Genomic DNA, 25,001 nt, shown 5'->3' on the forward strand with positions numbered 1-25,001 from the left:
AGAAAAAGGTAAAGACGGGAGAAGTGCCCGCGGCGTGATCGCCTCGGTCGACGCTAGAGAGTGTTATGAACTAAGCGGCGCATGAGGTGTCTTGCGAGCATGAATACTCGCAAACCTTACCCCAGCGACGTCAGCAATGAAGAATGGGAATTCGTCGCCCCCTATCTTTCCTTGTTGCCACCGGATGCTGGGCAGCGCGACCATGATTTGCGGGAAGTCTTCAATGGCTTGCGCTGGCTGGTACGCAGCGGGGCGTCCTGGCGCATGTTGCCGCACGATTTGCCGCCCTGGTACACCGTGTATCAGCAGACGCAACGCTGGCTGAAAGCCGGTTGCTTCGAGTCGATCGCCCATGACCTGCGCATGCTGTTGCGCATGGCCTCGGATCGGGAACCGACGCCCAGCGCAGCGGTACTGGATAGCCGGACGCTGCAGTCGACCCGGGAAAGCGGTGGACGTGCTGGTTATGACGGTGCAAAACGGCGCAAGGGATCGAAAATCCATTTGGCTGTCGATACGCTAGGCCATCTGCTGGCGTTGCATATCACGCCTGCCAACGAACAGGACCGCGCGCAAGTGGCCGAACTGGCGGCACGGTGGATGTGGCGTTTGCCGATCAGGGCTATACGGGCGAGGCGGCGCAGAGCCAGGCGCAGAACCACGGCATGGACCTGATCGTGGTCAAACATGCCGAGGCCAAGCGGGGATTCGTCCTGTTGCCTCGACGCTGGGTGGTCGAGCGCAGCTTTGCCTGGGCTGCGCGCTTTCGCCGTCTGGCGCGCGATTACGAACGGCTTGCCGACACATTGGCAGGTCTGCATTTCGTCGCCTTCGTTTGTCTCATGCTCAATAAGGCCGCTACGATGTTGGGCGAAGGTTCATAACACTTTCTAGAGGCGCAGCTTGCCGGCGGCAGGCGGGGCGGATTCCGCCCTGCCCTCTTCCTTCGTCAGGATGGCGAGGTCAACGAGGTCGGAGTCGGTCGGCTTGTCCCAGCCCTCTTCCCACACCGCGTTGCCGAGGAACTTGAAGAACAGCGGGCGCACGATCTGGCTGGCGATGCCCTTGGTGCGGAAGGCCTTGCGCACCACTTCGCTGGCGGGCAGCGCCTCGGCCTCGAAGCGGACGATCCATGCCTGCTGGTCGTCGTCCGGCATCTCGTGGAACATCTCGTTCAGTTCGCCGCGTTTCTGCGCCATGAACTGCTCGATCAGCTTCAGACGCTCGGCCTTGGTGTCGAACACCTTGCGCGGGGCGGGCGCGGACGGCTGCTGTTCGCCGAACTGGCCCGATTGCAGCAGCGTCAGCAGATATTTTTTAGCGTCGTACTTCAACAGCCGCTTTTCCAAGCGGCTCTGCGGGATGCCGGCCTTGATCACGACGTCGATCATCTTCAGGTCGCCCGGCTCGATCGGCTTTTCCGCGGCCGGCAGCATCGCCTTGCACTGCACACGGAACTGAAGGCGCACCAGTGCCACTCACGTATCGAGATCCCTGCGGACGATTGCATCCATGAATCCGAGGGAAATGCCGCCGGCATTGACTCAAGACTCAAAGGAGAGATGAAATGCGTTCGGACACCTATTTCGACGAATACTCAAACGACCCCGCATCACCTGCGCAAGCGGTCACTACCGCGTGCATTGCATCAATGGACACGGCATTGGAACTGGAAGAAGGCTTCCCCTGGTCGCGTGTGCGACGCCTGTCGAAGAAAGGTTGAAATTGGGGAGAATGTCCACGGCGTGATCGCCGCGGAGGGAACTACAAACGCAGCTTGCCGACGGCAGGTGCGTGTTCTCCCCTGCCCTCTTCCTTCGTCAGGATGGCGAGGTCAACGAGGTCGGAGTCGGTCGGCTTGTCCCAGCCCTCTTCCCACACCGCGTTGCCGAGGAACTTGAAGAACAGCGGGCGCACGATCTGGCTGGCGATGCCCTTGGTGCGGAAGGCCTTGCGCACCACTTCGCTGGCGGGCAGCGCCTCGGCCTCGAAGCGGACGATCCATGCCTGCTGGTCGTCGTCCGGCATCTCGTGGAACATCTCGTTCAGTTCGCCGCGTTTCTGCGCCATGAACTGCTCGATCAGCTTCAGACGCTCGGCCTTGGTGTCGAACACCTTGCGCGGGGCGGGCGCGGACGGCTGCTGTTCGCCGAACTGGCCCGATTGCAGCAGCGTCAGCAGATATTTTTCCGGACTGCGCACCGGTTCCATGTTGACGCGCCCCTTGCGCTCGTTCATCACGCGCAGCGCGTCGTCGAGCGCCTTCGCACCGTACTTGAGCAGGTGCTTTTCGGCGCGGTCCTGCGGGATGCCGGCCTTGATCGCGGCGCCGATGGTCTTGAGGTCGACCGGCTCGATTGCCTTCTCCGTCTGCGGCAGCATCGGCGCCTTGCGCCTGACGCGGAACTGCAGGTCCTGGATCGAGCGCCCCGCCCTGTGCTCGACCAGTTCGATCTCGAGGTCGGAGACTTCGTTGACCTTCTTGACCGCCTTCTTCAGCACGTCGCGATTGAAGATCTTGTATTCGAGATAGGCCGAGGTCGGGCTGTCGGGCGCGCCGGTCAGTACCGGCCGCCACCACGCCCACGGCTGGCGCGCGGTCAGGCCGCCGGGATTGTCGGCGTAGCGGCAGCAGATTTCGTACAGCACCAGCGAGGCCATGGTGTTGAGCGAGGCCTGCACCTGCAGCGACATCCTGGCGAAGCGCTGCGGGTCGAGCAGTTCCTGCTTGATGTTGGGCGCGTAGCTCCATTCGAGAATCAGTTCGCCCTCGCGCTGGATCAGGTCGGCGTGCGCGATCAGCGCCGACACGCTCCAGCGCGCGCCCTCGCCCGTGGTCGGCGATTGCCATTCGACGCCGGTGGTGGCCATCTGGCGGAAATACTGCTTGATCAGCTCGGTGTTGTTGGAATTGAAGTCGATGCCGGTCGCGATGTCGGCCAGCCGCACCTGGTAGCGGTCCTTCGCCACCCCCTGGCGTTGCGCATAGTGCAGCATGACGTTGTAGATCTTGCGCGCGGTGACGGTGATCTTTTCCGACTTGGGCACGATCGCCAGCGTGTTGACAGGCTTGCGCAGGGGAAAGTCCGGCTCGGCGCGCACCTCTTTCTTTCCCGCGCTGACGACTCGATTCGGTTTCTTTGTTTCCGGCATCGCGGGGAAGAAAAGAGGAGTGGATGGATTGCCGCAGTCTACAGTGAGTCATTTTCAAAAGCAAACTCACCTCAAGAACATGGGTGCGGATGGCATGAGTCGGTGGCGCGTGGCCGTCTCACTTTCCCAAAAGCTCTCACCTGACTTTGGTCCCGGAGCGGGCTTGGCGCGGCCGCTGTGGCCGCGGCACGCGCGTCGCGGCGGTCGCACGGCGCGGCGGCATGCGCACGCGTTCAAGCGGGTGCCCAATCCCAAATCCACTCACGCGAGGTCCCAGATTTGCTCACTCGAGTCACCAAAAGCTCTCGCCCATGCTCCCAAAAGCTCTCACCCAAAGCACCAAAAGTTCTCACCGGAAACAACGCAAGTACTTGATTTGCAAGGAATAAGTGCTCCCTTTAGTTCTTATAGAGCTTATAGAAAATATATATTTTTCAGCCGCTGAACGTGGAAATGCCGGCGACAACAGCAGGCAAAGCGCAAGATTTTTACGGAAAAGAGAGAATTCCAGAAAATTCGGGGAATTTTCTTTTTTGGCCAACAACGCTATTGACGTAAAATGATTGCACTTTGAAAAACCTGCGGGGAACCGATGATTCACAAAATGAACGAGGCACAGAAGATCCAGATCAGCGATATCGTTGATCAGGCCGAACGAGCGACCCAGATGGTCAACCAGATTCGCTCCCGCATGTTACAACCGAATGCGGCCAAGAGTTCGCCGGTATTTACCTTGACGCAACTGGCGACCCTGTGCGGGATCGACAAGGGTCAGGTCTCGTACCGCGTGAGCAAGGGCGACCTGCCGTCTGGCCAGTTGAACGAGAAGGGCTCGCGGCGCGAATTCACGCTGGAAGAAGCACGCGCCTGGATCCAGAGTTACCGGGCCGAACATCTGCGGCCGGAAGGCGCGCGCGCCGTGACGATTTCGATCGGCAACTTCAAGGGTGGCGTGAGCAAGACCACGACCGCGATGGTGCTGGCGCAGGGCCTCAGTCTGCGCGGCCACAGGGTGCTGGTGATCGACGCCGATCCGCAGGGATCCCTGACGACCTTGTTCGGCATCATGCCCGACACCGAAGTGAGCGAGCAGCAAACCATCGCCCCGCTGGTCTATGGCGATACCACGTCCATCCGCTCATCGATTCAACCGACCTACTGGCAAGGGGTGGACCTGGTGGCGGCGTCGTCCAGCCTGTTTTCCGCCGAATTCGTGCTGCCCTCGCGCCAGATGAAGGATCCCGAATTCCAGTTCTGGAACGTGATCAATCTCGGGCTGGAAGACGTGCGCGACGATTACGACGTGATCATCATCGACACCCCGCCTTCCCTGTCCTATGTGACGATCAATGCCTTCATGGCCTCCGATGCGCTGATCGTGCCGCTGCCGCCGAACGCGCTGGACTTCGCCAGCTCGGCGCAGTTCTGGAGCCTGTTCAGCGATCTGGCCTCGAACCTGGTGATCAATGCCGGCATCACGAAGACCTTCGATTTCATCCACGTGCTGCTGGCGCGGGTCGATTCCGGCGACGTCGCGAGCGATGTGGTGCGCTCCTGGATCTCGGCCACGTATGCGGAAAAGGTGTTGCCGGTGGAAATCCCGAAGACGGCGGTGACCTCCTCGAGTTCGGCGGAATTCGGCACAGTCTACGACATCAACCGCTATGAAGGCAGCGCCAAGACCTACAGCCGGGCGCGCGACGCCTACGACCGCGTGACCGATCTGGTGGAAGTGTCGATTCGCAATTCATGGGCATCCCAATTGAGCGAAGGAGAATGACATGTCGATAAAGGATCGCTTGAGCAAGAAGATGGAAGGCCTGGTGGTGCCGGCCAAGGGGGAACCGGGCGCGGTGCAGAGCCCCTTGCGCACCGGGCCGGGTCAGATGCTGATGGTCAACAGCCTGATGAAGGAGAGCAATGCGAAGGTGGCGGAACTCGAGGACCGTTTGAAGCAGTTCGACGGCGCATTGCCGGTGCGGCTGATTGCGCCGGAGAAGATAGTCGCCTCGCATTGGGCCAACCGCAGCGCGCAGAATTTCGACACGGCCGACTTCATCGCGCTAAAGGATGAGATCGCCAATGCGCAGGGCAATGTGCAGCCGATCAAGGTGCGGCCGGTGAAAGGGCAGGACGATCTGTATGAAATAGTCTTCGGCCACCGCCGGCATCGCGCCTGCCTGGAACTCGGCTTGCCGGTGCTGGCGATGGTGGAGGAGGTCAGCGACGCGGAACTGTTCAAGGAGATGGACCGGGAAAACCGGGCGCGGCTCGATCTGTCGCCATGGGAGCAGGGCATGATGTATCGCCGCGCATTGGACGAGAAGCTCTTTGCGTCGCAGGAACAATTGGCGAAGGAACTCGGCATCGACGCAGGCAACCTGAGCAAGGCGCTCAAGTTGGCGACCTTGGACAGCAGCATGGTCGATGCTTTTTCCTCGCCGCTGGATTTGCAGTACCGCTGGGCCAAGCCGCTGGCCGAAGCCTTGAAGGCGGATCAGGCTGCTGTGCTGCTGCGGGCGAAGATGTTGAAGGAGAAGCGGCAGGATGGATTGTCGGCAAAGGGCGTGTTCGACGCACTGGTTGGTACGCCGGCGAAGGCGGGCGCTACGGAAATCACGATCGATGGGGAAGTGAGGGCGACCATTACGCACAACGGCGATGACGTGTCGATCCGCTTCGCCAAGGGCGCGGTCGGAGTGGACAGGGTGCAGGAATTGAAATGGATTCTGGAGGAGTGGTTGAAGGGTTGATCTGATTCAGCGGTGGACAGAGGAGGGGGAGTTGTACGGTACAACTCCCCTTTTTTATTGACTGTCAGGTATGGCGCCTGGCGCTGTCTGGCTCGCTGTGTTGGCGAAGTGGACCAACTTGAAGGTGCAAGTCTTCTATGCACCCCCGCAAGGAAAGTAGGGCAGCAGTTTGATCTCCTTCATCCTGTCATTCCGAGCGCAACGAGGAATCTCAACTACATGCGTTTCGACTGGGCTCTCGCTGTGTTCGGAATGACAGGGAAGGGCGTTTTGGCGACTACGTTCGAATGAAAATCAGCGGACGAAGTTGTACGGTACAACTTCAATGTTGTCGGGCTGGGGGTGCCTCAAGCTTCGGCGGCAATGCTCCCAAATCTTCTCACCCTGAGCGTGATGACAACCGCTCTAATGCAAGCAGGGCCAGGGGTGTTCCGATCCATCCCAAAACTTCTCACCTCGAAAAGCAAGGCGCCAAATGATTATTCCCAAAACCTCTCACCTGATTCCGTGCGCAATTATTTGGTGTCCGTATTTCAGGCTTTCGTCTTGCTGCAAGTGCGGCGCAGCCACTCTGTACTTGCCCGTCGTGTCTGCATGGCAAGGGCATATCCTGCGCGCGTTTCGCCTTCGCTTCCCCTTGCATCTCCGTCACGCGATAACGCATATTGCGCCTCCTGTACTGCGGCAGCTTCGTGGAAAAACTGCTTCAGCAGCTGATACAGCGCATTCGTCGACAACTCAGGGCCATCCGTCCGCCTTGCCGGACGCGGATTGCGGCAGGCCGGCAAGCGTGCGATCAGGCAAACCAGGCCTGAACAATTCGAACGATCGATCAATCCGCGGTGCGCCAGATAACGGTCAAGGGACGCCAGCAACGCACGGGAAACAGGGACTTGCCGCCCCGTGATCGTATTCAGGAGCCATGCTCCCTCGGCATCACCGGCTTGTGCGCTGCAATGCAAGGCCCCAACCGTTGCATGAACAAGTTCGGAAGCGCGCAGTCCCGTTTCTCGGCACAGTGCCAGCACAAACCGCAAGCGCTCGGACTTTGCATCCCTAGGCCGGGATTCCAGGAAATCCTGCAGGAGATTCCAGTGGAATTCCGGCAAGCCGCGCTCCGGTGCACTCCGATGGGACAGGGAATCCTGCCGTGGCACGTCTGACCACGGATTCGCGGCGAGATAGTCTTGCCGCGTCAGCCAATCGCACAGTGAGGACAGGATCGTGAAGGCCTGATCGCGGCTCCGGGGCGACAGCGCGCCCTCGAACGGTCGCCACAATTCGCTCCATCGCTTCGTTCCGCGAGGGGCACACCAGCGAACGGCCGGCACCCGGAATGGCCAATCGTCCACCTTTCGCTTATCTATCCGGCCCAGAAAATCCCGATAGGCGAGGCAATCTGCGGCAGAAATGGAGGAGAGCGGACGCCGGCGCTCAATCACCGCCCACAGCAGAAACCGCTCCGCCTCCTTGCGATAGGAGCGCCACGTGCTGCCGTGCGCCGGCTTGAGGGCCAGCCATGCGTAAATTGCGGCAATGTCGTTGTCCGCCTGAATCCGGCATTGCGTACCGCGGTTCATCCCTTCCGAACCATCGAGATCGCGCGTCAAGTGCAGGTGTTCCAGCGGCACGATGGCCGTTTGTGCCGCCCGATTCGCCCTGAGTAACTCCGTTGGAACCTCGTTTGCCTTGACGCTTGCCTGAATCCCGAGCGGTACGCCGAGCGCCTGCGCCACCGATTCGGTCTTGAGCCAGGCGACCACTTGCGCGGCAGCCGTCTTGCCGACGCGCGGGACATGAATCCACCAGCGAAAACCCCTGCCATTGATTGCCGTCACCAGGTCGGCAAGGGTCGTCAAGCCGGCAGAATGCAGCCGCCTTGCCAGGGTCGGCGCCAGCCAACCGGCAACCTGATCCCCCATTGCCGGCGGCGCGCCAAGCAGCTTTTCGAGTTCCAGCAGCGCATTCAGCTGTCTGCGCCGCAGCCGTTCATTGCGCAGGGAGCGACGGTCATTCGCTGCGCCGTCGCCGAACTCTTCGTGAAAAATCTCGATCAGTTCCGCTTCGGTGTACAGCTCGTGCGGATCGCGTTGCTCGCGGAACTCCTCCAGACTCGGAATGGCCCTGCGCGCGGATTGCCGCAATGCCTCGGGCTCGATCAGGATGAGCCGCGCATCCGGGAAATGCCCGCGACGGCGGGCCGTCACCATCAATTCCGCACGTATCCAGCGCAAGGTCGCCTTCGCAACCCGCAGTTCCGGATCCGGAGCCACCGCCGTTTCCAGATAACGCGCGGACAGCGCGGCGAGATCCAGCCCTTCCAGATATCCCCGCAGGAACGCCAGATGGTTGGCGGCAACACGCGTCACGACAGTCCCGCGCCATCCTTCGAAGTTCCGCATGTTCGCCAAGTCGTTGAAAGTATTGGAAAAAGTTTTTACAAGTTTCTTGCAGACATCATTTTCGCATAATAAATACCACTATTGATTATTAACATCGGAGGTGTCGGTATTCACGGGTATGCGTGCGGCGGCACGCATGCGCCAGCCAATCTCCGCATGCACGGTGCAATGGAACTTTGCAACGGTGCCTGCCACCCATGAGCAGTTAGGAACCCAAAACTCTTCAGGAGCCGACGTGAGCGACATCACCGCAATCTCTCCCGCTACCAGCATTTCCGCCGGTGGCGCCTCGACCAGCCGCCTTCATCTGGACATCCAGTCGATCGAAAGCCACGGTGCCGGCGCGGCCGATGGCGCGCAGTTCCGCGCCGCGCTCGAACGGCACATGAACGCCGGCACCGGCGGCGTGCAAGCCACCGGCACCGACAACAACGGGTCGCTCGGACAGAAGATGGCGGCACGCGCCACCAACCTCGCGACCGAGATCAACAAGGACCAGAAATACGTCTCCAAGCTCCTCGAAACCGCCACCCGCACCGGCGACTCGATGCAGCTGATGAAGGCGATGATGGCGCTCAACGACTATTCGATCCGGGTGCAGACAGTCGCCAAGACGGTATCCAAGGCGACGTCCTCCGTTGATCAACTCACCAAGCTCCAATAACGCCATGACCGCGCCCCTGTTCCTGCCTCCACGCCACCCGGTCGCGGCGCGCATCGCGACCCGTTCGCGGCTCATGCCGATGACGATGGGACGGCTCTCCGCCCTGTTGCTGCTCAGTCTCCTGTGCGCCTGCGGCAAGGTCGTAGACCTGCAGTCCGGCCTCAAGGATGTCGATGCGAACGAAATGGTGACGGTCCTGAATCGCCACGGCATCGATGCCCAGAAGCGGACCACCAAGGAAGGCGTCGCGCTGTCGGTCAAGGACACCGACATCTCGCGCGCCACCGAGGCATTGAACGCGGCCGGCCTGCCGCGCCGCAACCTCTCCAATCTCGGCCAGGTCTTCAAGAAAGAAGGGATGATCTCCACGCCGCTGGAAGAACGGGTGCGCTACATCCACGGCCTCTCTTCGGAGCTGGAATACACCTTGCAGCAGTTCGATCACGTCGTGCACGCCCGGGTACACGTCGTCCTGCCCGAGCGCGTCGCGCCAGGCGAGCCGATCATGCCGTCTTCCGCGGCCGTGTTCATCAAATACGTCCCGCCGCTGGACGAAGACATGGTCGTGCCGCGCGTGCGCAAGCTGGTCGCCTCCAGCATTCCCGGCCTGTCCGGCGAAGAAGGGCGCAGCAAGGTCTCGGTCGTGCTCGCGGCCAGCGAACTCACCGCACCGGCGGTGGAATGGACCACGGTCGGGCCGTTCCATGTCATGGCCGATTCCGCCGGCAGCCTGATCGGCACCTTCACCGGCATCATCGCCGTGTTCGCGCTGGTGCTGCTGGCCATGCTGTTCGTGATACTGCAGCTGCATCCGAAGACCGCCGACTGGATGCGCAAGCGTTTCGGCAAAGCCTTGCCGCTGAAGACGGATGACGAAGCCGCGCCGCAGACGCCGGCACCGGCTGCACCGCAGCCATCGAACTGAGGAACGGCCGTGCATGCCGCGACACAGCCGCGATTGAAAACGAATGGCGAAACATCGCATCGCGCGATCGAGCAATGCCCTTGAACGTATCGGCATGAGGCAGCCAAAGGAAAACGACATGCTTTCGAGCGAATTCATCGACTGGTGGTTCGAACCCTGGATATGCGCGGAAAGCGCAGTCCCGGCGCTGCATCCCGCCGCCGCCCGGGCGGGGCGGCGCGACGGCTACCGGATCTGGTGCGAACAGGCCCGCGTGGCGCCGGACCTGCCCGGACAATTCGACCCGGATTGGCAAATCGCCGCCGCCGACAGCGCGGCGGAACTGGTCGGAGCAGCACGGCTCTTTGCCGGACTGATCGCCGCAAGACAGCACGACACCGCGGTACTGGACCAACTGGGATTCGACGACCGCAAGTGGTGCGTCAGCATCGCCGCCACCCAGCCCCTGATCGGCTGCCGCGAAGTCTTCGCCGACGACGATCCGATCGAACTGCGCGGACTGTGCGAAATCGCGCGACGGCTCGACAACGGTTTTCCCGGTCTGTGGTCGCGCCTGCGGCTCCTGCTGGCGCCGGAACTTGCGGCCCATCTGGAAACCCGGCTTGCCGCGGCAAATCGCGCGCCGTCGGAGCCGAGCGCAACGCGTGCGCAACGATGCTGGGCACTGTGCCAGGACCGGGCGGAAACCGCCGCATCGCGCGCCGCCGTGCAGGCGCAAGACGAAGAAGAAACGTGCGGCGAATATGCAGCGCAAGCAGCGCAAGCAGCGCAAGCGGAACACACAGACAACCTCGAAGAAATCGAATACGACCTGAACTGAACACGGACGCACCATGACAGCTTTTTGCCTCGACACGATCACCCAGGACGACAGCCTGCGCCCCGATCACGGCGTGCTGCGCATTGCCGCATTCGCCGTCACCGCGGATGCACGCGAGGCAGCGCAACGCATCCGCGACAGCGCACAGGCCGATGCGGATGCGCTGCTGCGGGACGCCCGCATGGAAGCCGCGCGGCTGGTGCAGGAAGCCGAAACGCAGACCCTGCAACGCGCCGATGCCCTGATCAAGGCGCTGGAACAGGCGAACGCCACCTTCCTGCAGCAGGCGGAAGACCTCATCATCGAACTGGCGAAGGGATTGTTCGACCGGCTGGTGCTGGAGGCGACGCCGCGGGAAAAGCTGGAGGCCGCGTTGAAGCGCATCTTGCAGGAAGCGCCGCCGAAGCTGGTCGATCCAATGCTGCGGGTACATCCGGACGATGCGGAACTGCTGCCTGAAGTGGAGTGGGAGGTGAAGGTCGATGCCTCCTTGATGCCGGGGAGCTGCCGGCTGGAGGCGGCGAGCGGGGAATGGTGCGCGGATTTCGGCGCGGCGATTGCGGCGTTGACATCGGCATTTGCGCGCGTGGCGGAGACGCCGATCGAGGAGTAGGGGTGTGGCAGGCTGTCGTCTTCGCTTGCCAGTATTGAGACGCAAATAACAATCGACATTGCCCGTTTGCGGTCGCAAAGGGCTGAACTTTTTTGGGGGAAATATGCCTGATATCGGTGCTGTGAAGCATAACGAAATGCCGCTGATTGACTTGAGCGATACGTCGGAGACGAGCAAGAAGCGGCAGGCGTCGTCATCAGAACCTGGAATCACCACGACTGCGTCGGCAGAATCCAGGGCCAAGCAGGGCCAGGCATTGGGGGCGCGCTTGCGTACCCAGCTCGAGCAGTTAAAGAATAAGGCGTCGGATCCTGGTTCATCCCGTGCTGATCCGCTAAAAGAGCTTTTGGGCAACGCCGCTTTAATGGCGCATGCGAAGGCAGAATGGCTTGCTCCGCTTGCTCAAATGGAGAAGGGCGACTTGAAGGCACGGAACGCGTTCCTGAACGAACAGCTAATACCGAAATTTGCGAAGGCTATCCTGGATCACTACAAGGATGTCGATCCTCAAAAAATGACGGCAGAGCAGAAGCAGGATATTGAAAAGCTTAAACAGCTCGCCAATCCGACACCTCCGCGCAGGACCGCGCCACCGCCACCGCCACCGCGGACGCAGCGGCATGCGGAGATATCGTCTCATTCGGAAAAGGAAAAGCCGAACGTTGAAGGTCAAGACATGTCGCACGAAGAGCATCTGGAGGCACTTCGGCAGAAGAAAGCGAAAATGCACGAGACGGAAATGAAGGCGGCGGATGAAGCCTTGGAAAGACTGGAGACCAAAAGGATCATGGACAACATAAAATTCATCGCAAAGATGATTGAAGATTGGGGCAGAATCGGTAACTGATTGTTGTGCCAGCTTCGCGCCAGGACTCCGGATTCTCGATCCGGCGCAAGCCCTTACCTGCATCACCATGCATTGACAGGTTGTTGAAAAGCTGCCGCGCGGGCTGTCTTTTGCCCGGCGACGCCCGATGCATCATCCGCAGGGCGGAACGGGGAATTCGCGGAGCACTGCTCCGCGGGCACGCTACCCGGCCAGGAGTCGGCCCGCTCGCCACGCTTTCGACAAGCTGCCATGCGTATCTTCCTCTCGCGGATACGCTGCCATCCGCCCGGATGGTCCGTCTGCGCGGCAGCCGCACTCCTCCAGCCCCGCCGGTCATCCCGGCTGCGACGGCATCAATCCAAACCACGATTTGCGGCCGATGTCCGGTGACATCTCCATCGGCAAAAATAGACAGCGTCATTGCGAACTCATCCCCGTCTCGTGTCACTCATGTAGGAATGCCAGCGCAACACGGCGTTCTTGGTTCAGAACAACTTGGAACAATGAGGACACATCATGTCGGATACCTACAGCACCAGCAGCCAGTCCATGCATGCGTTGCGCCGCGCGAACGACAAGCTCGACGGCACGATCGGTCAGATTGACCATTTCATGGAGCGCCAGATGAATGGCGAAAGACCCGACCCCGCAGAATTCATGCAGCTGCTTGAGAAGCAGGCGACAGCGCAGCAGGCTTTGCAGGCGCAATTCAAGCTGTTTGAAAAGCCGATGAAAACCGTCTTGAACGAGACAAAGTAAGCATCATGGAAATTGACGAAATCGAGCAATGGCTGCAGGAGCAGCCGCTTGATGAACCGGTCGAAATAGACGGCGAGTCAGTCTACTTGAAGGTGTGCGCGTCTGGCGCGGAGCTGGGCGCGCATTTGATCCAGTCTTATACGCAGGTTCAGCTGCAAGATGCGCTGAAGCTCGGGTTCAACAGCGCGATGCGGTTTGATGCCGGCCTGGGGCAGACACCCGATGGCAGCGCACTGGTGTTGACGCAATGGTTGCCGCACGTGAGCGGCTGGTCGGACGCCGCAGAGCCGCTGGAAAACATTCTGAATCAATTGAGCATGTGGCGCGCGGCGCTCACACCGGAAGAACCCGGGCCGGCGAGCCAGATCGTCGATCGCAACGAACAACGTCTACGCATGCTCTTCGCAGGGGTCAAATGATGAATACTTTCGACATGAAACGCTGGCTGACCGTCATCCTGGTTGCCTGTTCCCTGCTATGGACCCCGGCGGCAAAGGCGGCAACGCCTTCCGGCTGGAAGGATACCGGACTGTCCATCAACGCCAACGGCATGTCCTTGCGCGACGTGCTCAATGAATTCGGCCGCACTTATGGCGTGCGCCTTGCCAGCAGCGTGAGCGACGGCAGGATGGTGAGGGGGCGCCTGAAGGCTGACAGCGGCACCGAATTCATGGATCGGCTGGCGCAGGAATACAAGTTTCGCTGGTTTGTCTACAACGACACGCTGCATGTCGTGCCGCGCGACGACAACACCTCCATGCGTCTGGAGGTGGGCGAGGATGCGGTGCAGGATGCGAAGGCGGCGCTGATCGGTCTGGGCCTGTTCGACAGCCGGTTCGGCTGGGGTGAACTGCCGGACGAAGGCGTGGTGATCGTCAGCGGCCCGCGTGCCTATGTGGACCTGGCGCGCGGCGTGCTGATGCCCAGCAAGGAAAAGGAAGTGCAGAAGGGCAAGCAAATCATGTTGTTTCGCTTGAAGTATGCAAGCGCTACCGACCGTGTGATCAATACGCGCGGGCAATCCGAGACCATCCCGGGCGTCAAGAGCATTCTGAACGGCCTGCTGCTTGGCCCGGAATCGCCGGAAAAGTTGAGCAGTGGCCACGGCAAGTTCGATGCGGCAAGCGGCAAGCGTTCGCGCGAAGAAAAAACCGGCAGGGGCATGGCGCAAGAGGTTGACACCTATGGTGCGTCGTCCAAGGTGCGGGCCGCCCGCGACAGCGAGGATGACGGCGGCAACGAGCGTGCGGCCAAAGCCAGGAAGGCAGCGCGAGACGATCATCCGCGCATTGAAGCCAACCCGGCGCTCAATGCAATCATGATTTACGACAACGTCAACAAGCGCGAGATGTACAAGGCGCTGATTGCGGAACTGGACGTCGAACCGCAACAGGTCGAGATCGAAGCATTGATCGTCGATATCGATCGCAGCCAATTGTCCGAGCTGGGCGTTGAATGGAGCGTTCGCAGCGGCAATACCGTCGCGACCATGAACAGCACGATGGCGGATTCGCTGGGAACCGACCTGCCGTTGCCCGGTGCGACGCTCCTGATCAGCAACGCGGCCCGCTTTTACGCCCGACTGAAGGCGCTCGAAGGCCGCGGTCAGGCACATGTACTGGCAAAGCCGACCGTGCTGACGCTCGATAACGTGGCTGCTGTTCTCGACCTGAGTCAAACTGCCTATGTGTCCCTGGTTGGCGAGCGCGTTGCCGATCTGGCCAGCGTGAGTGCCGGCACCATGCTGCGCGTCGTGCCGCGTATCGTGCACGAAGGCGACAACACCCGGGTGCGGCTGGAAGTGGACATCGAGGATGGCGCGCTGAACGATCCCAGCCTGAAATCCGGTGTGACGCGCTCAACCATCAGCACGCAGGCCATTGTCGATATGCAGCAAACCCTGATGATTGGCGGGTATCACGCGGAATCCGTGACGAATAATCTGCAAAAGGTGCCGCTGTTGGGCGATGTGCCGGTGGTCGGCAACCTGTTCCGCAGCACCACCGAGAATCACAGCACCCGTGAACGCCTGTTCCTTATCACCCCGCGTCTGACCGGCTCGACCGGCACACCTGCGCCGACCCGTTCCAAGGTTTCCAGGGTAGGGCAGAAGGTGATCAAGGAAGACAATAGTGGAGTGACGAGACTGCCGGAATCGTTAAACCTCGATTACGAGCGGGACGGCAAAACAATGCCGCCGGCCGCCCTGGCCACTCCTGCGGCACCCGTCTCCCGCAGCGAAGCATCATCGCCCAGGCCGGAATCCGGCAGTGCGCCTGTCGTGCAACCCGCATCATTGCGGATGACCGACTCGATTGGCGCGGGGACGCAACAGGCGCCAGCCAAACGCAAGTGCGCCAGGCCCAAGGGCACACCGCTTGTTCCGCTCAAACCGGCTTGATTCTTCCCGGTCAAGCCTGCAGACGTACCGATGTCGCCGGAGATCAAGAATGGTGTTGACGTTGAAATCGCAAGGGAACTGCTGCGCATGTCGGCACTACCCATCTGCATGGTCATCCGGGATCATCAGGATCATTTCCGGATATCGCCATCTTGAGTAAGATGACATACCTACTTGGCATTGCCATCGGCAATCAGCCTCCTGACACAGCGTGTGGACAAACGAAGGCCAGAATCGTGCAGCTAGAAATTTTCGATGCAGCCGGCGTGCTGGATGGCTCCGCGGGGAGCATGAACAGCTTTTTGCGTGACCTTGTCGAACTTGCCGGTCAGGTCGATCAGACCCATGTCGCGCCAGTCCTCGAACTCCAGTTTGGCGAGGTCATTACCAGGACGGCCGTGGTGCTTGGTGGTGAGGCGCAATACCTCTCGATCACCGCCTTGCTGCCTCGTGGCGAACAACCGGAGTCCAGTGTCCGCCTGCCCCGGCATTTCGCTGCATCGCGGCCCCGTGCCGGTGAATATGAATTCCTGTGGCACGCGGATGAAGGGTGCCATGTCGTTGTTCGTAACATTCCCGTCAAGGACCTGGCTGATGAAGCTGGCGTCCTTGATGCCATCCTGGATACGTCGGAGTTTGCCAAAGCATGGTGGCGACAGGCGTCCGCTCACTGAAAGTCGCAGCAGCCTGATTGACCGTTTGCCCGGGCTCCACGCGAAAAACGCTCAGGACTAGCGCGAAAAGCCACACTCCGTCGCATCGACATGCCGGCAAGCGAACTGGCCGTCGGTTGTTCTTCAACGACCGTAATGCACCTTGCCAGGCGACTCGCCCAACAGCATCAGCACCATGTTGCATGGTCAAACCCTTGCGATGCACTGCGTTGGACAGCATGGGAAAAGATTTTTCAGAATCCCGGAACCGTTTTTCGCGTGCGAGTCACTCATGTATGACCGTTCACGCATGTGGCGATCAAAAATATCAGTCTATCAACCGTGATATGGAGGTAAATATGGGTGCAGGTGTTAGTTTGGGTCTGACTAAAGCAGCCGAGATGGCGGCTCATGGGGTCGAGGCTAAATCACTCGCGGATGCTGTGATGCGTATGGAAACGAATCGCGTCATGGCCAACATGAAGGGTGCAGCCAAGATATCGGGAGATGCAAACTCTATTGGCGTGTAATTGCGGACTCGGCAAATGAAGCATCATTTGCCGAGTCAAATCCTGATGCGGCGAACGGTTCGCATATGGGTCATGGAGCATGAATCCAGCAGAATGCGGAGAACGGCTTTCATTCCATGTGGATGCATGAAATGGAGCGCGTTTATTCCGGGGCTGGAAATTTCATTGGGAGGATAACATCGTGAAGATGAATGATAGTGCCGCCGTCGAGCAATACAAAATGGCGCAAGCTCAGGAAAAGAAGATGTTGCGGGTGTCGCAGGAGTCGTTCGATGCTGCGCTGTGGCGTATGGAGCAGCAAAACGCAATCGGGAAAATCAAGGGTTTCGACAAACTTGCCAAATCGATCATCGATGCAGCATAAACCGGCAAGTTGAAAAATTCCCCAGACCAGTGGCGGAAATGATGGACATGCGGCGATCGATGCTGCCTTGTCCATCCTTCGCCTCAGGTTGGAAATCGTTGAGATGGCGCTGAGCCTCATCGGCAATCAGCGACAAGGCGCGATAAGACAACAGACTCTGGCAATTGCGGCAGACCAGGGTTTTGAACAGCATCGCAAGCCGACACGATCAGTTTCTGAAGCCGATGAATCGGCTCATGCCATGGGCAGCGTCATGCGCAGCCTTTAACCCATATCGGAAGCATGTCATGGATCGGAATTGTGGTTACGTATCGGATGTTGAATACCCAGCGGGATTCTTTTGTGAGCAATCCCCGGCGCATCTGAATTTTGCCTGCATATTGAACGGGATCGAGCCGATACCGCTTGACAGGCCTTTTACCTACTTCGAGCTCGGCTTTGGTCAGGGACTTACGTCGAATATTCTCGCTGCCGGTAATCCGCAAGGAAAATTCTATGCGGCCGATATCAATCCTGTCCAGGTGGCCAGTGCACGAAAACTGGCCGCCGCCGCATGCCTGGAGAACCTGACGCTATTCGAGAGCAGCTTTGCCGAACTGGCGGAAGGAAGCGTGCCCGACCTGCCGCAATTCGATTTCATCACGATGCATGGAATCTATACGTGGGTCGTGCCGGAACAGCGCAAGCACATCGTCAACTTTGTCGATCGTTATCTGAAACCGGGCGGCATCGTTTTTCTGGGCTATAACGCAATGCCGGGCTGGGCTTCAACATTGCCTCTGCAACGACTCATGCTGGAGCATGCTGATCAACATCCGGATCGAAGCGACATTCAGGTACAGAAAGCAGGACGATTCGTCGAGCGGCTGCACGATCTCAAGGCGTCTTACTTTGTCGATAATCCGAATCTGGAGCATCGATTGCAGACATTGAAGACGCTCAATCCCGATTACCTCGCACATGAGTACATGAATCGAGGCTGGCAGCCGCTGTATCACGCCGACATCGCGCGGGATTTCGGTGTTGCCGGGCTGGACTATGCGGGATCGGCGGACTTGCCAATGGCATTTCCGCATCTGTATCTGACACCGGAACAGCGACGGTTGCTCGACGAGATTCCGGATCCTGTCCTGCGAGAGACTGCGACGGACTTTTGTCGCAACACGCTCTTTCGCAGGGACATATTCGTGCGCGACATCCGGCGGATGACACAGGCGCGGCAATCGGAGTGGCTGCAACAGCTTGGATTGGCGCTCACGGTTCTTCGTGATACCGCCACAACGACCATGGAGGTCGGCATCGGCATCGGTGCCGTGAGCGGCAGGGACGACCTGTATATCCCGGTGCTCGATGCGCTTGAAACGGGACCGAAAACCTTAATGGAGCTGGCAACACTTCCTCAATTGCGTACTCAAAAGCTGTCAACCCTGGCTGAAATCGCAGCACTCTTGACTGCGTCAGGTCAGGCATCGCCATTTTTTCTGTGCTCCGCGACGATGGAGTGCGAATCCGCGCGCCGCATGAATCAATCGATTGCATTGCATTCTCTCGGCAGTGACAGCTATCAGGCGCTTGCTTCACCTTTGTTGGGCAGCGGTGTCGTTGCCGGACTGGTACAGCGCCTGGTGTATCTCGCCATGTGCCGGGAGTCCATTGATGTGAATGCCATTGCCATGGACGCATGGAAGGGCATGCTGGCCAAGGGGGGGCGTGTCACAAAAGACGGAATACCGCTTGAATCGGAGGAGGCGAGCATCGCCGAACTGGAGGTGATTGTTCAGGCCATTCTCGATCGCCGCGTTCCAATCTGGCGTCAACTGAAGGTGCTGTGATGTCAGCGTAAGGCATGTCCTGGTTATCGAGATAGCCAGGATGCGCAGTCTTGCACGCGCGGTGCGCCGCGTATTCTCCAGCGCCGCCAACTGCGCTTCGGTTGGCACGTCCCCGACACGGCACATGATGCCTCACTGCTGCAAGCGTTTCCTGAGGGATTCAAGATCACGGCGTAGCCAGATCGAGCGCACGCCGGATGGTGAAACGACGATGCCGCACTTGCCCCGCTCGTTGCAGACGCGGACCATGCCGAAACCGCCTGTTCAAGACAAATGCGTGCAGGCCGCTTCGCTGGCTCAGGCGCATTCCGCCCGCACCGCCGCCCGCACGCGCGATACACGGGAGCGCACGGTGCCGACCGGGATGTCGAGTTTCTGCGCCGCTTCCTCGTAGGTCGATTCACCTTCCAGCACCGCCTCGAAAGTGGCGCGGATGCCGTACGGCAGATCGTTCAGCTTGGCATCGACCTTCATGGCCAGCTGGCGCAGCTCGATCAGGAAGGCGGGATCGCTGTGCGCGTCCACGAGCTGTTCGAGCGCCGTTTCATCGAGCACTTCGCAGCCATGGGCGAGGTTGCGGCGCACCTGGTTGCGCGCGAGATTGAGCGCGATGCCGAACAGCCAGGTGGAAGGCTTCGACAGTCCGGAGAACCTGTCTGCGCAGCGCAAGGCCTCCATGAAGGTGTTCTGCACGACATCCTCGGCGTCCTCGGCGTTGCGCACATAGCGCTGCACGAAGCGGATCAGGTGATGGCGATGCTGGCGGAACAGCTCGTTCAAATCGATGGACCGGTCCGCGCCGCACGCATTGACGGACGATGTCTCGGTGACTCCGGCTGCAACAACAGCTGTCTTTGCCATGATGATTCCCCCCTTGTGGTGACGTCTCTTGCGATGTCGGCATCGCGATTCACTGTCTGCGTGCGGCTGCCGTGATTGCAAGTTAGCAGCCGGAAACGGGGGGAAATCGAATTGGTGAGGATTGGTGAGACATTGAGAATTGTTGAGGAATTTGCGGCCTTCATGCGTGCTGCGATAGCAGCCTGTGTTGCCATCACACTCAAGCTGTTCATATCGTGCCGCACCTTGTAAAGGCTTGTGATCGTGCAGCTGACGGGTGCGATCTTGTCTGACGAAGCAATGGGCGCATTCATCCAGACCGGTGCATTTGGAAGATACATTGTGCGCTTTGGACAAGAGCCCAATATCGGGGCCATCAAATCGTGCGAAGCAGGTGTTTTGAAAGACAAACGGCACAAGCGGATTGTGTAGTCCGCTTGTGCCGTCTTTGTTGCCGATGCTGGAGAAAATCCGACCTCAACCTGGCTGCAATGAGTTGCGGTCGTGATTGTTACTCACTAGACGCCAATGGTGGTATGCGATGGGTCGCCCTCGCTATCAGGTGGTGGCGGCGGTGGCGGTGGCGGTGGCGGCGGGATTAGCATACCAAGTACACCAAGAAATACTTGCAGCACGATTTCCTCCAAAAAGTTGATTGATGAGATTTGTTGCGTGATGGCTGACATAGGTAGAGACGCGGTGTTCGATAGTTCCAAAGAAATAAAGAATTCGGGACGCGTACCTCTTTCATTTCCTGTAGCCATGCGATCGGCCAGTATGCTTCTCACTACTCAAACAGCATTCAAGATTGCCGAGACGAGCGCCCCGCTCGTTGCAGACGCGGACCATGCCGAACCGCCTGTTCAATGACAAATGCGTGCAGGCCGCTTCGCTGACTCAGGCGCATTCCGCCCGCACCGCCGCCCGCACGCGCGATACACGGGAGCGCACGGTGCCGACCGGGATGTCGAGTTTCTGCGCCGCTTCCTCGTAGGTCGATTCACCTTCCAGCACCGCCTCGAAAGTGGCGCGGATGCCGTACGGCAGATCGTTCAGCTTGGCATCGACCTTCATGGCCAGCTGGCGCAGCTCGATCAGGAAGGCGGGATCGCTGTGCGTGTCCACGAGCTGTTCGAGCGCCGTTTCATCGAGCACTTCGCAGCCATGGGCGAGGTTGCGGCGCACCTGGTTGCGCGCGAGATTGAGCGCGATGCCGAACAGCCAGGTGGAAGGCTTCGACAGTCCGGAGAACCTGTCTGCGCAGCGCAAGGCCTCCATGAAGGTGTTCTGCACGACATCCTCGGCATCCTCGGCGTTGCGCACATAGCGCTGCACGAAACGGATCAGGTGATGGTGATGCTGGCGGAACAGGTCGTTCAAATCGATGGACTGGTTCGCGCCGCACGCATTGACGGACGATGTCTCGGTGACTCCGGCTGCAACAACAGCTGTCTTTGCCATGATGATTCTCCCCTTGTGGTGACGTCTCTTGCGATGTCGGCATCGCGATTCACTGTCTGCGTGCGGCTGCCGTGATTGCAAGTTAGCAGCCGGAAACGGGGGAAAATCGAATTGGTGAGGATTGGTGAGACATTGAGGATTGTTGAGGAATTTGCGGCTTTGACGATTGGCTTGATATGGTCGGCTTGTTCATCGAACTTTCTGAAATGGAGCGGTACCATCGCGTCATGCCGGCGAGAATCTGGATCTTGCGATGTTTCCGGCACGACGCCGGGCTTGACCTGTCGTCCGCATGCAAAATCGTGCGGACAGGGTCGGACGACATTCTTGAAAATTCTTTCAAGGAGGCGGGAACCACATTGAAAGCCGGTGCCACCCATGAAGGCACATTCGACGGTGCAACCTTCAACAACTCTTTAGGAGAAAATCATGGCAATTGGCGCGATTCTTGGCAAAGTGGCTGAACCCGTGTTGGGCGCATTGTTGGGCGGCGCTGGTCAACCGGCGGAGAAAAAGGAAGAAGATCCCAAAGCGATTGGGGGCTGATTGCCGGATATTCTCACGGTGATTCACCTTTAGTGAGTGAGCGAGCGTGCGATGCACGCTCACTCACTATTCGAGCGATCGGTTGGACAGGGCAATCGCGATCTGCGATTCACGCACGTCATCTCAAATTTCAAGGCGCTGATCCGGCGCGATAGCGGCAAACCGAACTTCATCTGGCAGCAATGCCTTGCCGAAATGGCATCCTCCGATTCGACAGACATGCGAACCCTGGTCAGCCGGTTGCGCCATTCGTCAATCGAACTACCAACCCTGCCGATAGGGATTTTCCGAAGCGTCATCAAAAACCCCGGCGGCGCGCCAGTGCCCATGCTGTTCCTGCGCAGGCCAATGTGATGATTTCATCGTGCCCTGCATATTTCGCAAGGCATGATTTGCGCCCCGCGAATCCGGTGCCGGTTCAGGGCGGTAGCGGCGCCATGATCGCCGTCGCACGCATTGGTGCGCACGGCGCACCCTCCATAAATCCATGTAGATGTGCATCGGGGCACGTACCTCGCGCGTAGGCTAGCCGCCTGGGCACAGCCGACCACCCTGCGCAATTCTGCCGTGGAGAACATCGATTTGCCGAATCAGGCCGCGCGGGTACATACCCGGGTAGAGTGGGCATCCATGCCCACTCCGCTCCCGGTCAAGCCAATGTGACGATTGCATTTTCCGTTTCATCGGAACGACAATCAGCGCATCACGAATCCAGCAAATCTCAAGAACGTCCCTGTTTCCCGATCCATTTTTCGATGTCCCCGAAAGACAGCTTGCCGTCATGTCCACCAGTGGCGGCAGACTCGAGCCTCGCAAAGAATCCGCCGCCGTTTTCCATGATCTTTTCCGCGGCCTTGCGGACGTTGTCGGAGACGCGGATTCTCGTCCCGTCCGCCTTGGTCAGATAACCTGTCTCCGCGATCTCTTCCATCTGCTCCACCGAGAGCGTGGCGCAACCGGCCTCTGTTTTCATGAAGTCGAGCATGGCGCTGGCCGCCTTCTTTCTGGAGAGCGGAGGGTGGATGTCTTCGTCATGCGCATCGTCGATGCATGGTTGATGGCCGGAGAGCTTTCCCTTCTCGCGCGCGACGTTGATGTCGCTCATGGAAAGCTTTCCATCGTGCTGGCCATTCTTGATCGACTCGATTCGCGCAAACAGCGCGCCGCCGTTGGCCATGAACGCCTGTGCCGCAGCGCGTTCCTTTGCCGATATCTGGACGAGCGAGCCGTCCGGCTTCTTCAGATAGCCCGTGTCCGCCATCAGCTGCATCTGCTCAACGGTGAGCATGCCGCCCCCCAGATGGTGCTTCTGGAGATTCTGAATCGTCTTGGCAGCGCTCTTTTCGGAAGGGCGAAGATCGTCCCAGCACGCCGGAAGCGAATGAAGCTCGCAGGTCGGCAGCGAAAACAGCGATTCATAGCTGAATTCATTGCATTCGTTCGACAGCAGGTGTTTCTTCTTCGCGCAATCGATGTCGCCGACCGAGAGCAGGCCGTCATGCTTGCCGTTGCCGGCGGATTCGACCCGCGCGAACAGTTCGCCGCCATTGGCCATGAACGCCTGCGCGGCGCGTTGCACCTTCTCGGAAACCTTGATGCGTGTGCCGTCGTTTTTGGTCAGATTGCCGGTGTCGGCCATCTCCTTCATCTGCTCGACAGAGATCTTTGCGTTGCCCAGCTCCTTCTTCTGGAAGCTCTTGATGGTGTTGGCGGCGCCCTTTTCCGATGGCAGCGCCTCGCCGTGCTCCTCCATCAGCGCGTCCTTGAGCCATGTTTTCAATGCCTTCGGAAGGCACAAATCATCGATCATTTTCATCAGTGATTTGAGTGAATTTTCCTCCTTTGGGTGAAAAGACGGTGTCTGGAAGAACATCAACGATGAGAAGTTCTTCATGTATTCCTTGCAGTCCAGAAATCCGGACCCAAACAGTTGCTTGATGTCGATGTTCATGTTCGTGCCTTCATATGCGGGTTGATGTTGATGAAGCCGGTTCACTGGAAGGCATGAACGACAAATCCCGCCCCGCAGCATTTCACCGGTATGCGCATGTGTGGCAGACGGGCTGCACTAGTTCCTGTCTGGCTGGTGAAAACTTGTGCCGAACAAATGTTGTTCAGTCCAGGGTGATCGCCATTCCGGAGTGCGGACGAATGACTATCCCTTCGTTTTCTGGATGGAGCCAATCCCCCCATGTGCATCACACATTGACGTAGTGCTTTGACAAACGCCGACCCAGCTTGATTGATAAAGCCGCCGCTATTGAACTCCAATTGAAAGAAACAGATCGTGTCAATTCCCGTAAAAGAGACATCGCCGACCGGCATTGAATACGGCGGTGAGAATTTCACATCTACGAAAGACGTGAACGACAACATAAACAGGAGGTATGTCAATAACGAATTAAAGGAACTGGAACCCGGCAAACAATTTGGGGATTTATTCGATCCCAAGAGCGGCTTTATCTACACATATGACGACGGAAGATGGAATATTGCGGGCAAAAATGATAGTGGTTTAGACTCTACGGACCCGGCATTTGACGATCAGACAACGTGGTATGACGACGATAAATACGACGAGCAAAACGGAATCCTTTGACTCGTGGCCCTTTGAACATCTCTCTGTCATCTGTCAATGCATCGCGCATTGACAGATGATTGGCAACGAAGTTTGCAATTCTTGGGAGAGAGATTGTTGTTTCCACCTCGCGCCATCGAGGGGCCGCAGGATTCTCCTGCAAGCTCACACCATTTGTGGATGGAGCACGCGCCGTCCGAATTTCCTGCTTCATCTCGCACTGGAATGACGATTCACTTATGAAGATGTCAACCGGTTTTCAAATTCCTCAATAACAATCGAGGCACCTTGGCCAATGCACCGGCCGCCAGATTACGGTGCTGATGACACTGGCTTCCTCCCTTTCCAGACAATATGCAGGGAACTCAATCAGGTCATGCCGCCACATATGGGCAACGACCGACTGCATGGTGTTCTGCCTCGCATATGCAACCAGCCCTGGCAGCGCGCCGCAGGATATTGGGGAGGATGGACATGAAACCACTGCATAACGCCGCCATCGAGCGTCCTGAAAGCCTGTTCAATGTGGAGTTGGTGATGTTCGGGTCGCTCACCAGAGCCGCGGCGGTCCGCACGATTCGGGTCATGGCGCAAACCAAAGACGGCGCCCGGAAGATCTGCAAGGCGTACTACCGACGCGCCGAAGTGAGAAATGCAACAAGAGCGACCGCCGTTAGTGGCATGACGGATTTGTTTTCTGCAGTCGTCCATCCCTGATGGACGCTACAGCCGCGATGGAACCAAGACTTTTGATGTGACCACGGATCGACTATGCCATCATTTAATACCTACACCACCCGCAGCGCCGCAGTTGTGCCGGCGAGTCCGGGTCAAGCAACAGCTTCGTCTACGTCATCTCAGATTGCTCCTTCGACCGA

At 59.0% G+C, this 25,001-nt stretch carries 25 protein-coding genes and 1 pseudogene; 20 read left to right on the top strand and 6 right to left on the bottom strand.

The window, feature by feature from the left end; genetic code table 11:
- Window positions 1-99 precede the first annotated feature (99 nt).
- Window positions 100-884, top strand: a pseudogene (locus D3870_RS21040) (IS5 family transposase).
- Between the two features lie 6 nt (window positions 885-890).
- Here D3870_RS21040 and D3870_RS21045 read toward each other — a convergent pair.
- Window positions 891-1,478 (bottom strand): hypothetical protein, encoded by a 588-nt coding sequence (locus D3870_RS21045; protein ID WP_119743004.1) that lies wholly within the window; start codon window positions 1,476-1,478, stop codon window positions 891-893.
- 89 nt (window positions 1,479-1,567) lie between these two features.
- On the opposite strand from D3870_RS21045, the gene D3870_RS22440 reads away from it, so the two are divergent.
- Window positions 1,568-1,723, top strand: coding sequence for a hypothetical protein (locus D3870_RS22440; RefSeq protein ID WP_158590540.1), 156 nt, complete (start codon window positions 1,568-1,570; stop codon window positions 1,721-1,723).
- 41 nt (window positions 1,724-1,764) lie between these two features.
- Here the strand turns inward: D3870_RS22440 and D3870_RS21050 are convergent, their stop codons facing one another.
- Window positions 1,765-3,153: a replication initiation protein gene (locus tag D3870_RS21050; RefSeq protein ID WP_119743005.1), complete on the bottom strand. Its 1,389-nt coding sequence runs from the start codon at window positions 3,151-3,153 to the stop codon at window positions 1,765-1,767.
- A 604-nt stretch (window positions 3,154-3,757) separates the two neighbouring features.
- Here D3870_RS21050 and D3870_RS21055 point away from each other — a divergent pair.
- The gene (locus D3870_RS21055; RefSeq protein ID WP_119743200.1) at window positions 3,758-4,933 is read left to right on the top strand and encodes an AAA family ATPase; all 1,176 of its coding nucleotides are present in this window, start codon (window positions 3,758-3,760) and stop codon (window positions 4,931-4,933) included.
- A 1-nt stretch (window position 4,934) separates the two neighbouring features.
- Window positions 4,935-5,906, top strand: coding sequence for a ParB/RepB/Spo0J family partition protein (locus tag D3870_RS21060; RefSeq protein ID WP_119743006.1), 972 nt, complete (start codon window positions 4,935-4,937; stop codon window positions 5,904-5,906).
- 533 nt (window positions 5,907-6,439) lie between these two features.
- On the opposite strand, the gene D3870_RS21065 is transcribed toward D3870_RS21060, so the two are convergent.
- Window positions 6,440-8,308, bottom strand: a complete 1,869-nt coding sequence (locus tag D3870_RS21065; protein ID WP_119743007.1) for a phage integrase family protein — start codon at window positions 8,306-8,308, stop codon at window positions 6,440-6,442.
- Between the two features lie 235 nt (window positions 8,309-8,543).
- Here D3870_RS21065 and D3870_RS21070 point away from each other — a divergent pair, with 235 nt between their 5' ends.
- The 13 genes from D3870_RS21070 (at window position 8,544) to D3870_RS21125 (ending at window position 18,698) form a co-directional block, all read left to right on the top strand.
- The gene (locus D3870_RS21070; protein ID WP_242490131.1) at window positions 8,544-8,972 is read left to right on the top strand and encodes an EscI/YscI/HrpB family type III secretion system inner rod protein; all 429 of its coding nucleotides are present in this window, start codon (window positions 8,544-8,546) and stop codon (window positions 8,970-8,972) included.
- A gap of 4 nt (window positions 8,973-8,976) precedes the next feature.
- The gene (gene sctJ / locus D3870_RS21075) at window positions 8,977-9,897 is read left to right on the top strand and encodes a type III secretion system inner membrane ring lipoprotein SctJ (protein WP_242490132.1); all 921 of its coding nucleotides are present in this window, start codon (window positions 8,977-8,979) and stop codon (window positions 9,895-9,897) included.
- A 118-nt stretch (window positions 9,898-10,015) separates the two neighbouring features.
- Window positions 10,016-10,717, top strand: a complete 702-nt coding sequence (locus tag D3870_RS21080) for a hypothetical protein (RefSeq protein ID WP_147375913.1) — start codon at window positions 10,016-10,018, stop codon at window positions 10,715-10,717.
- 13 nt (window positions 10,718-10,730) lie between these two features.
- Window positions 10,731-11,330 carry a FliH/SctL family protein gene (locus D3870_RS21085; protein WP_119743009.1) on the top strand — a complete coding sequence of 200 codons (600 nt, stop codon included), beginning with the start codon at window positions 10,731-10,733 and terminating at the stop codon, window positions 11,328-11,330.
- A 103-nt stretch (window positions 11,331-11,433) separates the two neighbouring features.
- Window positions 11,434-12,177 carry a hypothetical protein gene (locus D3870_RS21090; protein ID WP_119743010.1) on the top strand — a complete coding sequence of 248 codons (744 nt, stop codon included), beginning with the start codon at window positions 11,434-11,436 and terminating at the stop codon, window positions 12,175-12,177.
- A 498-nt stretch (window positions 12,178-12,675) separates the two neighbouring features.
- A complete protein-coding gene (locus tag D3870_RS21095) occupies window positions 12,676-12,918 on the top strand; it encodes a hypothetical protein (RefSeq protein WP_119743011.1) in 243 nt (80 codons plus the stop codon).
- A gap of 5 nt (window positions 12,919-12,923) precedes the next feature.
- A complete protein-coding gene (locus D3870_RS21100; RefSeq protein ID WP_119743012.1) occupies window positions 12,924-13,337 on the top strand; it encodes a hypothetical protein in 414 nt (137 codons plus the stop codon).
- On the top strand, window positions 13,334-15,319 hold the full coding sequence (gene sctC / locus D3870_RS21105) for a type III secretion system outer membrane ring subunit SctC (protein ID WP_242490133.1): 1,986 nt from the start codon (window positions 13,334-13,336) through the stop codon (window positions 15,317-15,319). The genes D3870_RS21100 and sctC overlap by 4 nt, the downstream gene beginning before the upstream one ends.
- 161 nt (window positions 15,320-15,480) lie before the next feature.
- Window positions 15,481-15,993, top strand: coding sequence for a hypothetical protein (locus D3870_RS22220; protein ID WP_147375917.1), 513 nt, complete (start codon window positions 15,481-15,483; stop codon window positions 15,991-15,993).
- Between the two features lie 218 nt (window positions 15,994-16,211).
- Window positions 16,212-16,502 carry a hypothetical protein gene (locus D3870_RS21115; protein WP_147375919.1) on the top strand — a complete coding sequence of 97 codons (291 nt, stop codon included), beginning with the start codon at window positions 16,212-16,214 and terminating at the stop codon, window positions 16,500-16,502.
- A 181-nt stretch (window positions 16,503-16,683) separates the two neighbouring features.
- Complete coding sequence (locus tag D3870_RS22225; protein WP_147375921.1) at window positions 16,684-16,866, top strand: hypothetical protein; 183 nt, start codon at window positions 16,684-16,686, stop codon at window positions 16,864-16,866.
- Window positions 16,867-16,969: 103 nt separating this feature from the next.
- Window positions 16,970-17,134: a hypothetical protein gene (locus D3870_RS21120; RefSeq protein ID WP_199710851.1), complete on the top strand. Its 165-nt coding sequence runs from the start codon at window positions 16,970-16,972 to the stop codon at window positions 17,132-17,134.
- A 112-nt stretch (window positions 17,135-17,246) separates the two neighbouring features.
- Window positions 17,247-18,698 carry a class I SAM-dependent methyltransferase gene (locus D3870_RS21125; RefSeq protein ID WP_242490134.1) on the top strand — a complete coding sequence of 484 codons (1,452 nt, stop codon included), beginning with the start codon at window positions 17,247-17,249 and terminating at the stop codon, window positions 18,696-18,698.
- 297 nt (window positions 18,699-18,995) lie between these two features.
- Here the strand turns inward: D3870_RS21125 and D3870_RS21130 are convergent, their stop codons facing one another.
- Together D3870_RS21130 and D3870_RS21135 are read right to left on the bottom strand one after the other, a co-directional pair.
- Entirely contained in the window at window positions 18,996-19,559 is a 564-nt protein-coding gene (locus D3870_RS21130) for an RNA polymerase sigma factor (protein ID WP_119743015.1), read from the bottom strand.
- A gap of 876 nt (window positions 19,560-20,435) precedes the next feature.
- A complete protein-coding gene (locus tag D3870_RS21135; RefSeq protein WP_119743016.1) occupies window positions 20,436-20,999 on the bottom strand; it encodes an RNA polymerase sigma factor in 564 nt (187 codons plus the stop codon).
- A gap of 597 nt (window positions 21,000-21,596) precedes the next feature.
- On the opposite strand from D3870_RS21135, the gene D3870_RS21145 reads away from it, so the two are divergent.
- On the top strand, window positions 21,597-21,899 hold the full coding sequence (locus D3870_RS21145; protein WP_119743018.1) for a hypothetical protein: 303 nt from the start codon (window positions 21,597-21,599) through the stop codon (window positions 21,897-21,899).
- Between the two features lie 367 nt (window positions 21,900-22,266).
- Here the strand turns inward: D3870_RS21145 and D3870_RS21150 are convergent, their stop codons facing one another.
- On the bottom strand, window positions 22,267-23,496 hold the full coding sequence (locus tag D3870_RS21150) for a hypothetical protein (RefSeq protein WP_147375924.1): 1,230 nt from the start codon (window positions 23,494-23,496) through the stop codon (window positions 22,267-22,269).
- Window positions 23,497-23,832: 336 nt separating this feature from the next.
- On the opposite strand from D3870_RS21150, the gene D3870_RS21155 reads away from it, so the two are divergent.
- A complete protein-coding gene (locus tag D3870_RS21155; RefSeq protein ID WP_119743020.1) occupies window positions 23,833-24,144 on the top strand; it encodes a hypothetical protein in 312 nt (103 codons plus the stop codon).
- A 453-nt stretch (window positions 24,145-24,597) separates the two neighbouring features.
- A complete protein-coding gene (locus D3870_RS21160) occupies window positions 24,598-24,840 on the top strand; it encodes a hypothetical protein (RefSeq protein WP_147375926.1) in 243 nt (80 codons plus the stop codon).
- The last annotated feature ends 161 nt before the right edge of the window (window positions 24,841-25,001 follow it).

The organism is Noviherbaspirillum cavernae (assembly GCF_003590875.1).
Taxonomy (GTDB): domain Bacteria; phylum Pseudomonadota; class Gammaproteobacteria; order Burkholderiales; family Burkholderiaceae_D; genus Noviherbaspirillum; species Noviherbaspirillum cavernae.

Excerpts from the sequence above, each read along its gene's own strand:
- D3870_RS21120 (WP_199710851.1), top strand. The coding sequence starts at position 16,970 with ATGGCGCTGAGCCTCATCGGCAATCAGCGACAAGGCGCGATAAGACAA.
- D3870_RS21065 (WP_119743007.1), bottom strand. The coding sequence starts at position 8,308 with ATGCGGAACTTCGAAGGATGGCGCGGGACTGTCGTGACGCGTGTTGCC.
- D3870_RS21060 (WP_119743006.1), top strand. The coding sequence starts at position 4,935 with ATGTCGATAAAGGATCGCTTGAGCAAGAAGATGGAAGGCCTGGTGGTG.
- D3870_RS21055 (WP_119743200.1), top strand. The coding sequence starts at position 3,758 with ATGAACGAGGCACAGAAGATCCAGATCAGCGATATCGTTGATCAGGCC.
- D3870_RS21130 (WP_119743015.1), bottom strand. The coding sequence starts at position 19,559 with ATGGCAAAGACAGCTGTTGTTGCAGCCGGAGTCACCGAGACATCGTCC.
- D3870_RS21145 (WP_119743018.1), top strand. The coding sequence starts at position 21,597 with ATGCACGCTCACTCACTATTCGAGCGATCGGTTGGACAGGGCAATCGC.
- D3870_RS21115 (WP_147375919.1), top strand. The coding sequence starts at position 16,212 with ATGGGAAAAGATTTTTCAGAATCCCGGAACCGTTTTTCGCGTGCGAGT.
- D3870_RS21100 (WP_119743012.1), top strand. The coding sequence starts at position 12,924 with ATGGAAATTGACGAAATCGAGCAATGGCTGCAGGAGCAGCCGCTTGAT.
- D3870_RS22220 (WP_147375917.1), top strand. The coding sequence starts at position 15,481 with ATGACATACCTACTTGGCATTGCCATCGGCAATCAGCCTCCTGACACA.
- D3870_RS21085 (WP_119743009.1), top strand. The coding sequence starts at position 10,731 with ATGACAGCTTTTTGCCTCGACACGATCACCCAGGACGACAGCCTGCGC.
- D3870_RS21150 (WP_147375924.1), bottom strand. The coding sequence starts at position 23,496 with ATGAACATCGACATCAAGCAACTGTTTGGGTCCGGATTTCTGGACTGC.
- D3870_RS21090 (WP_119743010.1), top strand. The coding sequence starts at position 11,434 with ATGCCTGATATCGGTGCTGTGAAGCATAACGAAATGCCGCTGATTGAC.
- D3870_RS22440 (WP_158590540.1), top strand. The coding sequence starts at position 1,568 with ATGCGTTCGGACACCTATTTCGACGAATACTCAAACGACCCCGCATCA.
- D3870_RS21135 (WP_119743016.1), bottom strand. The coding sequence starts at position 20,999 with ATGGCAAAGACAGCTGTTGTTGCAGCCGGAGTCACCGAGACATCGTCC.
- sctC (WP_242490133.1), top strand. The coding sequence starts at position 13,334 with ATGATGAATACTTTCGACATGAAACGCTGGCTGACCGTCATCCTGGTT.
- sctJ (WP_242490132.1), top strand. The coding sequence starts at position 8,977 with ATGACCGCGCCCCTGTTCCTGCCTCCACGCCACCCGGTCGCGGCGCGC.
- D3870_RS21160 (WP_147375926.1), top strand. The coding sequence starts at position 24,598 with ATGAAACCACTGCATAACGCCGCCATCGAGCGTCCTGAAAGCCTGTTC.
- D3870_RS21080 (WP_147375913.1), top strand. The coding sequence starts at position 10,016 with ATGCTTTCGAGCGAATTCATCGACTGGTGGTTCGAACCCTGGATATGC.
- D3870_RS21095 (WP_119743011.1), top strand. The coding sequence starts at position 12,676 with ATGTCGGATACCTACAGCACCAGCAGCCAGTCCATGCATGCGTTGCGC.
- D3870_RS21050 (WP_119743005.1), bottom strand. The coding sequence starts at position 3,153 with ATGCCGGAAACAAAGAAACCGAATCGAGTCGTCAGCGCGGGAAAGAAA.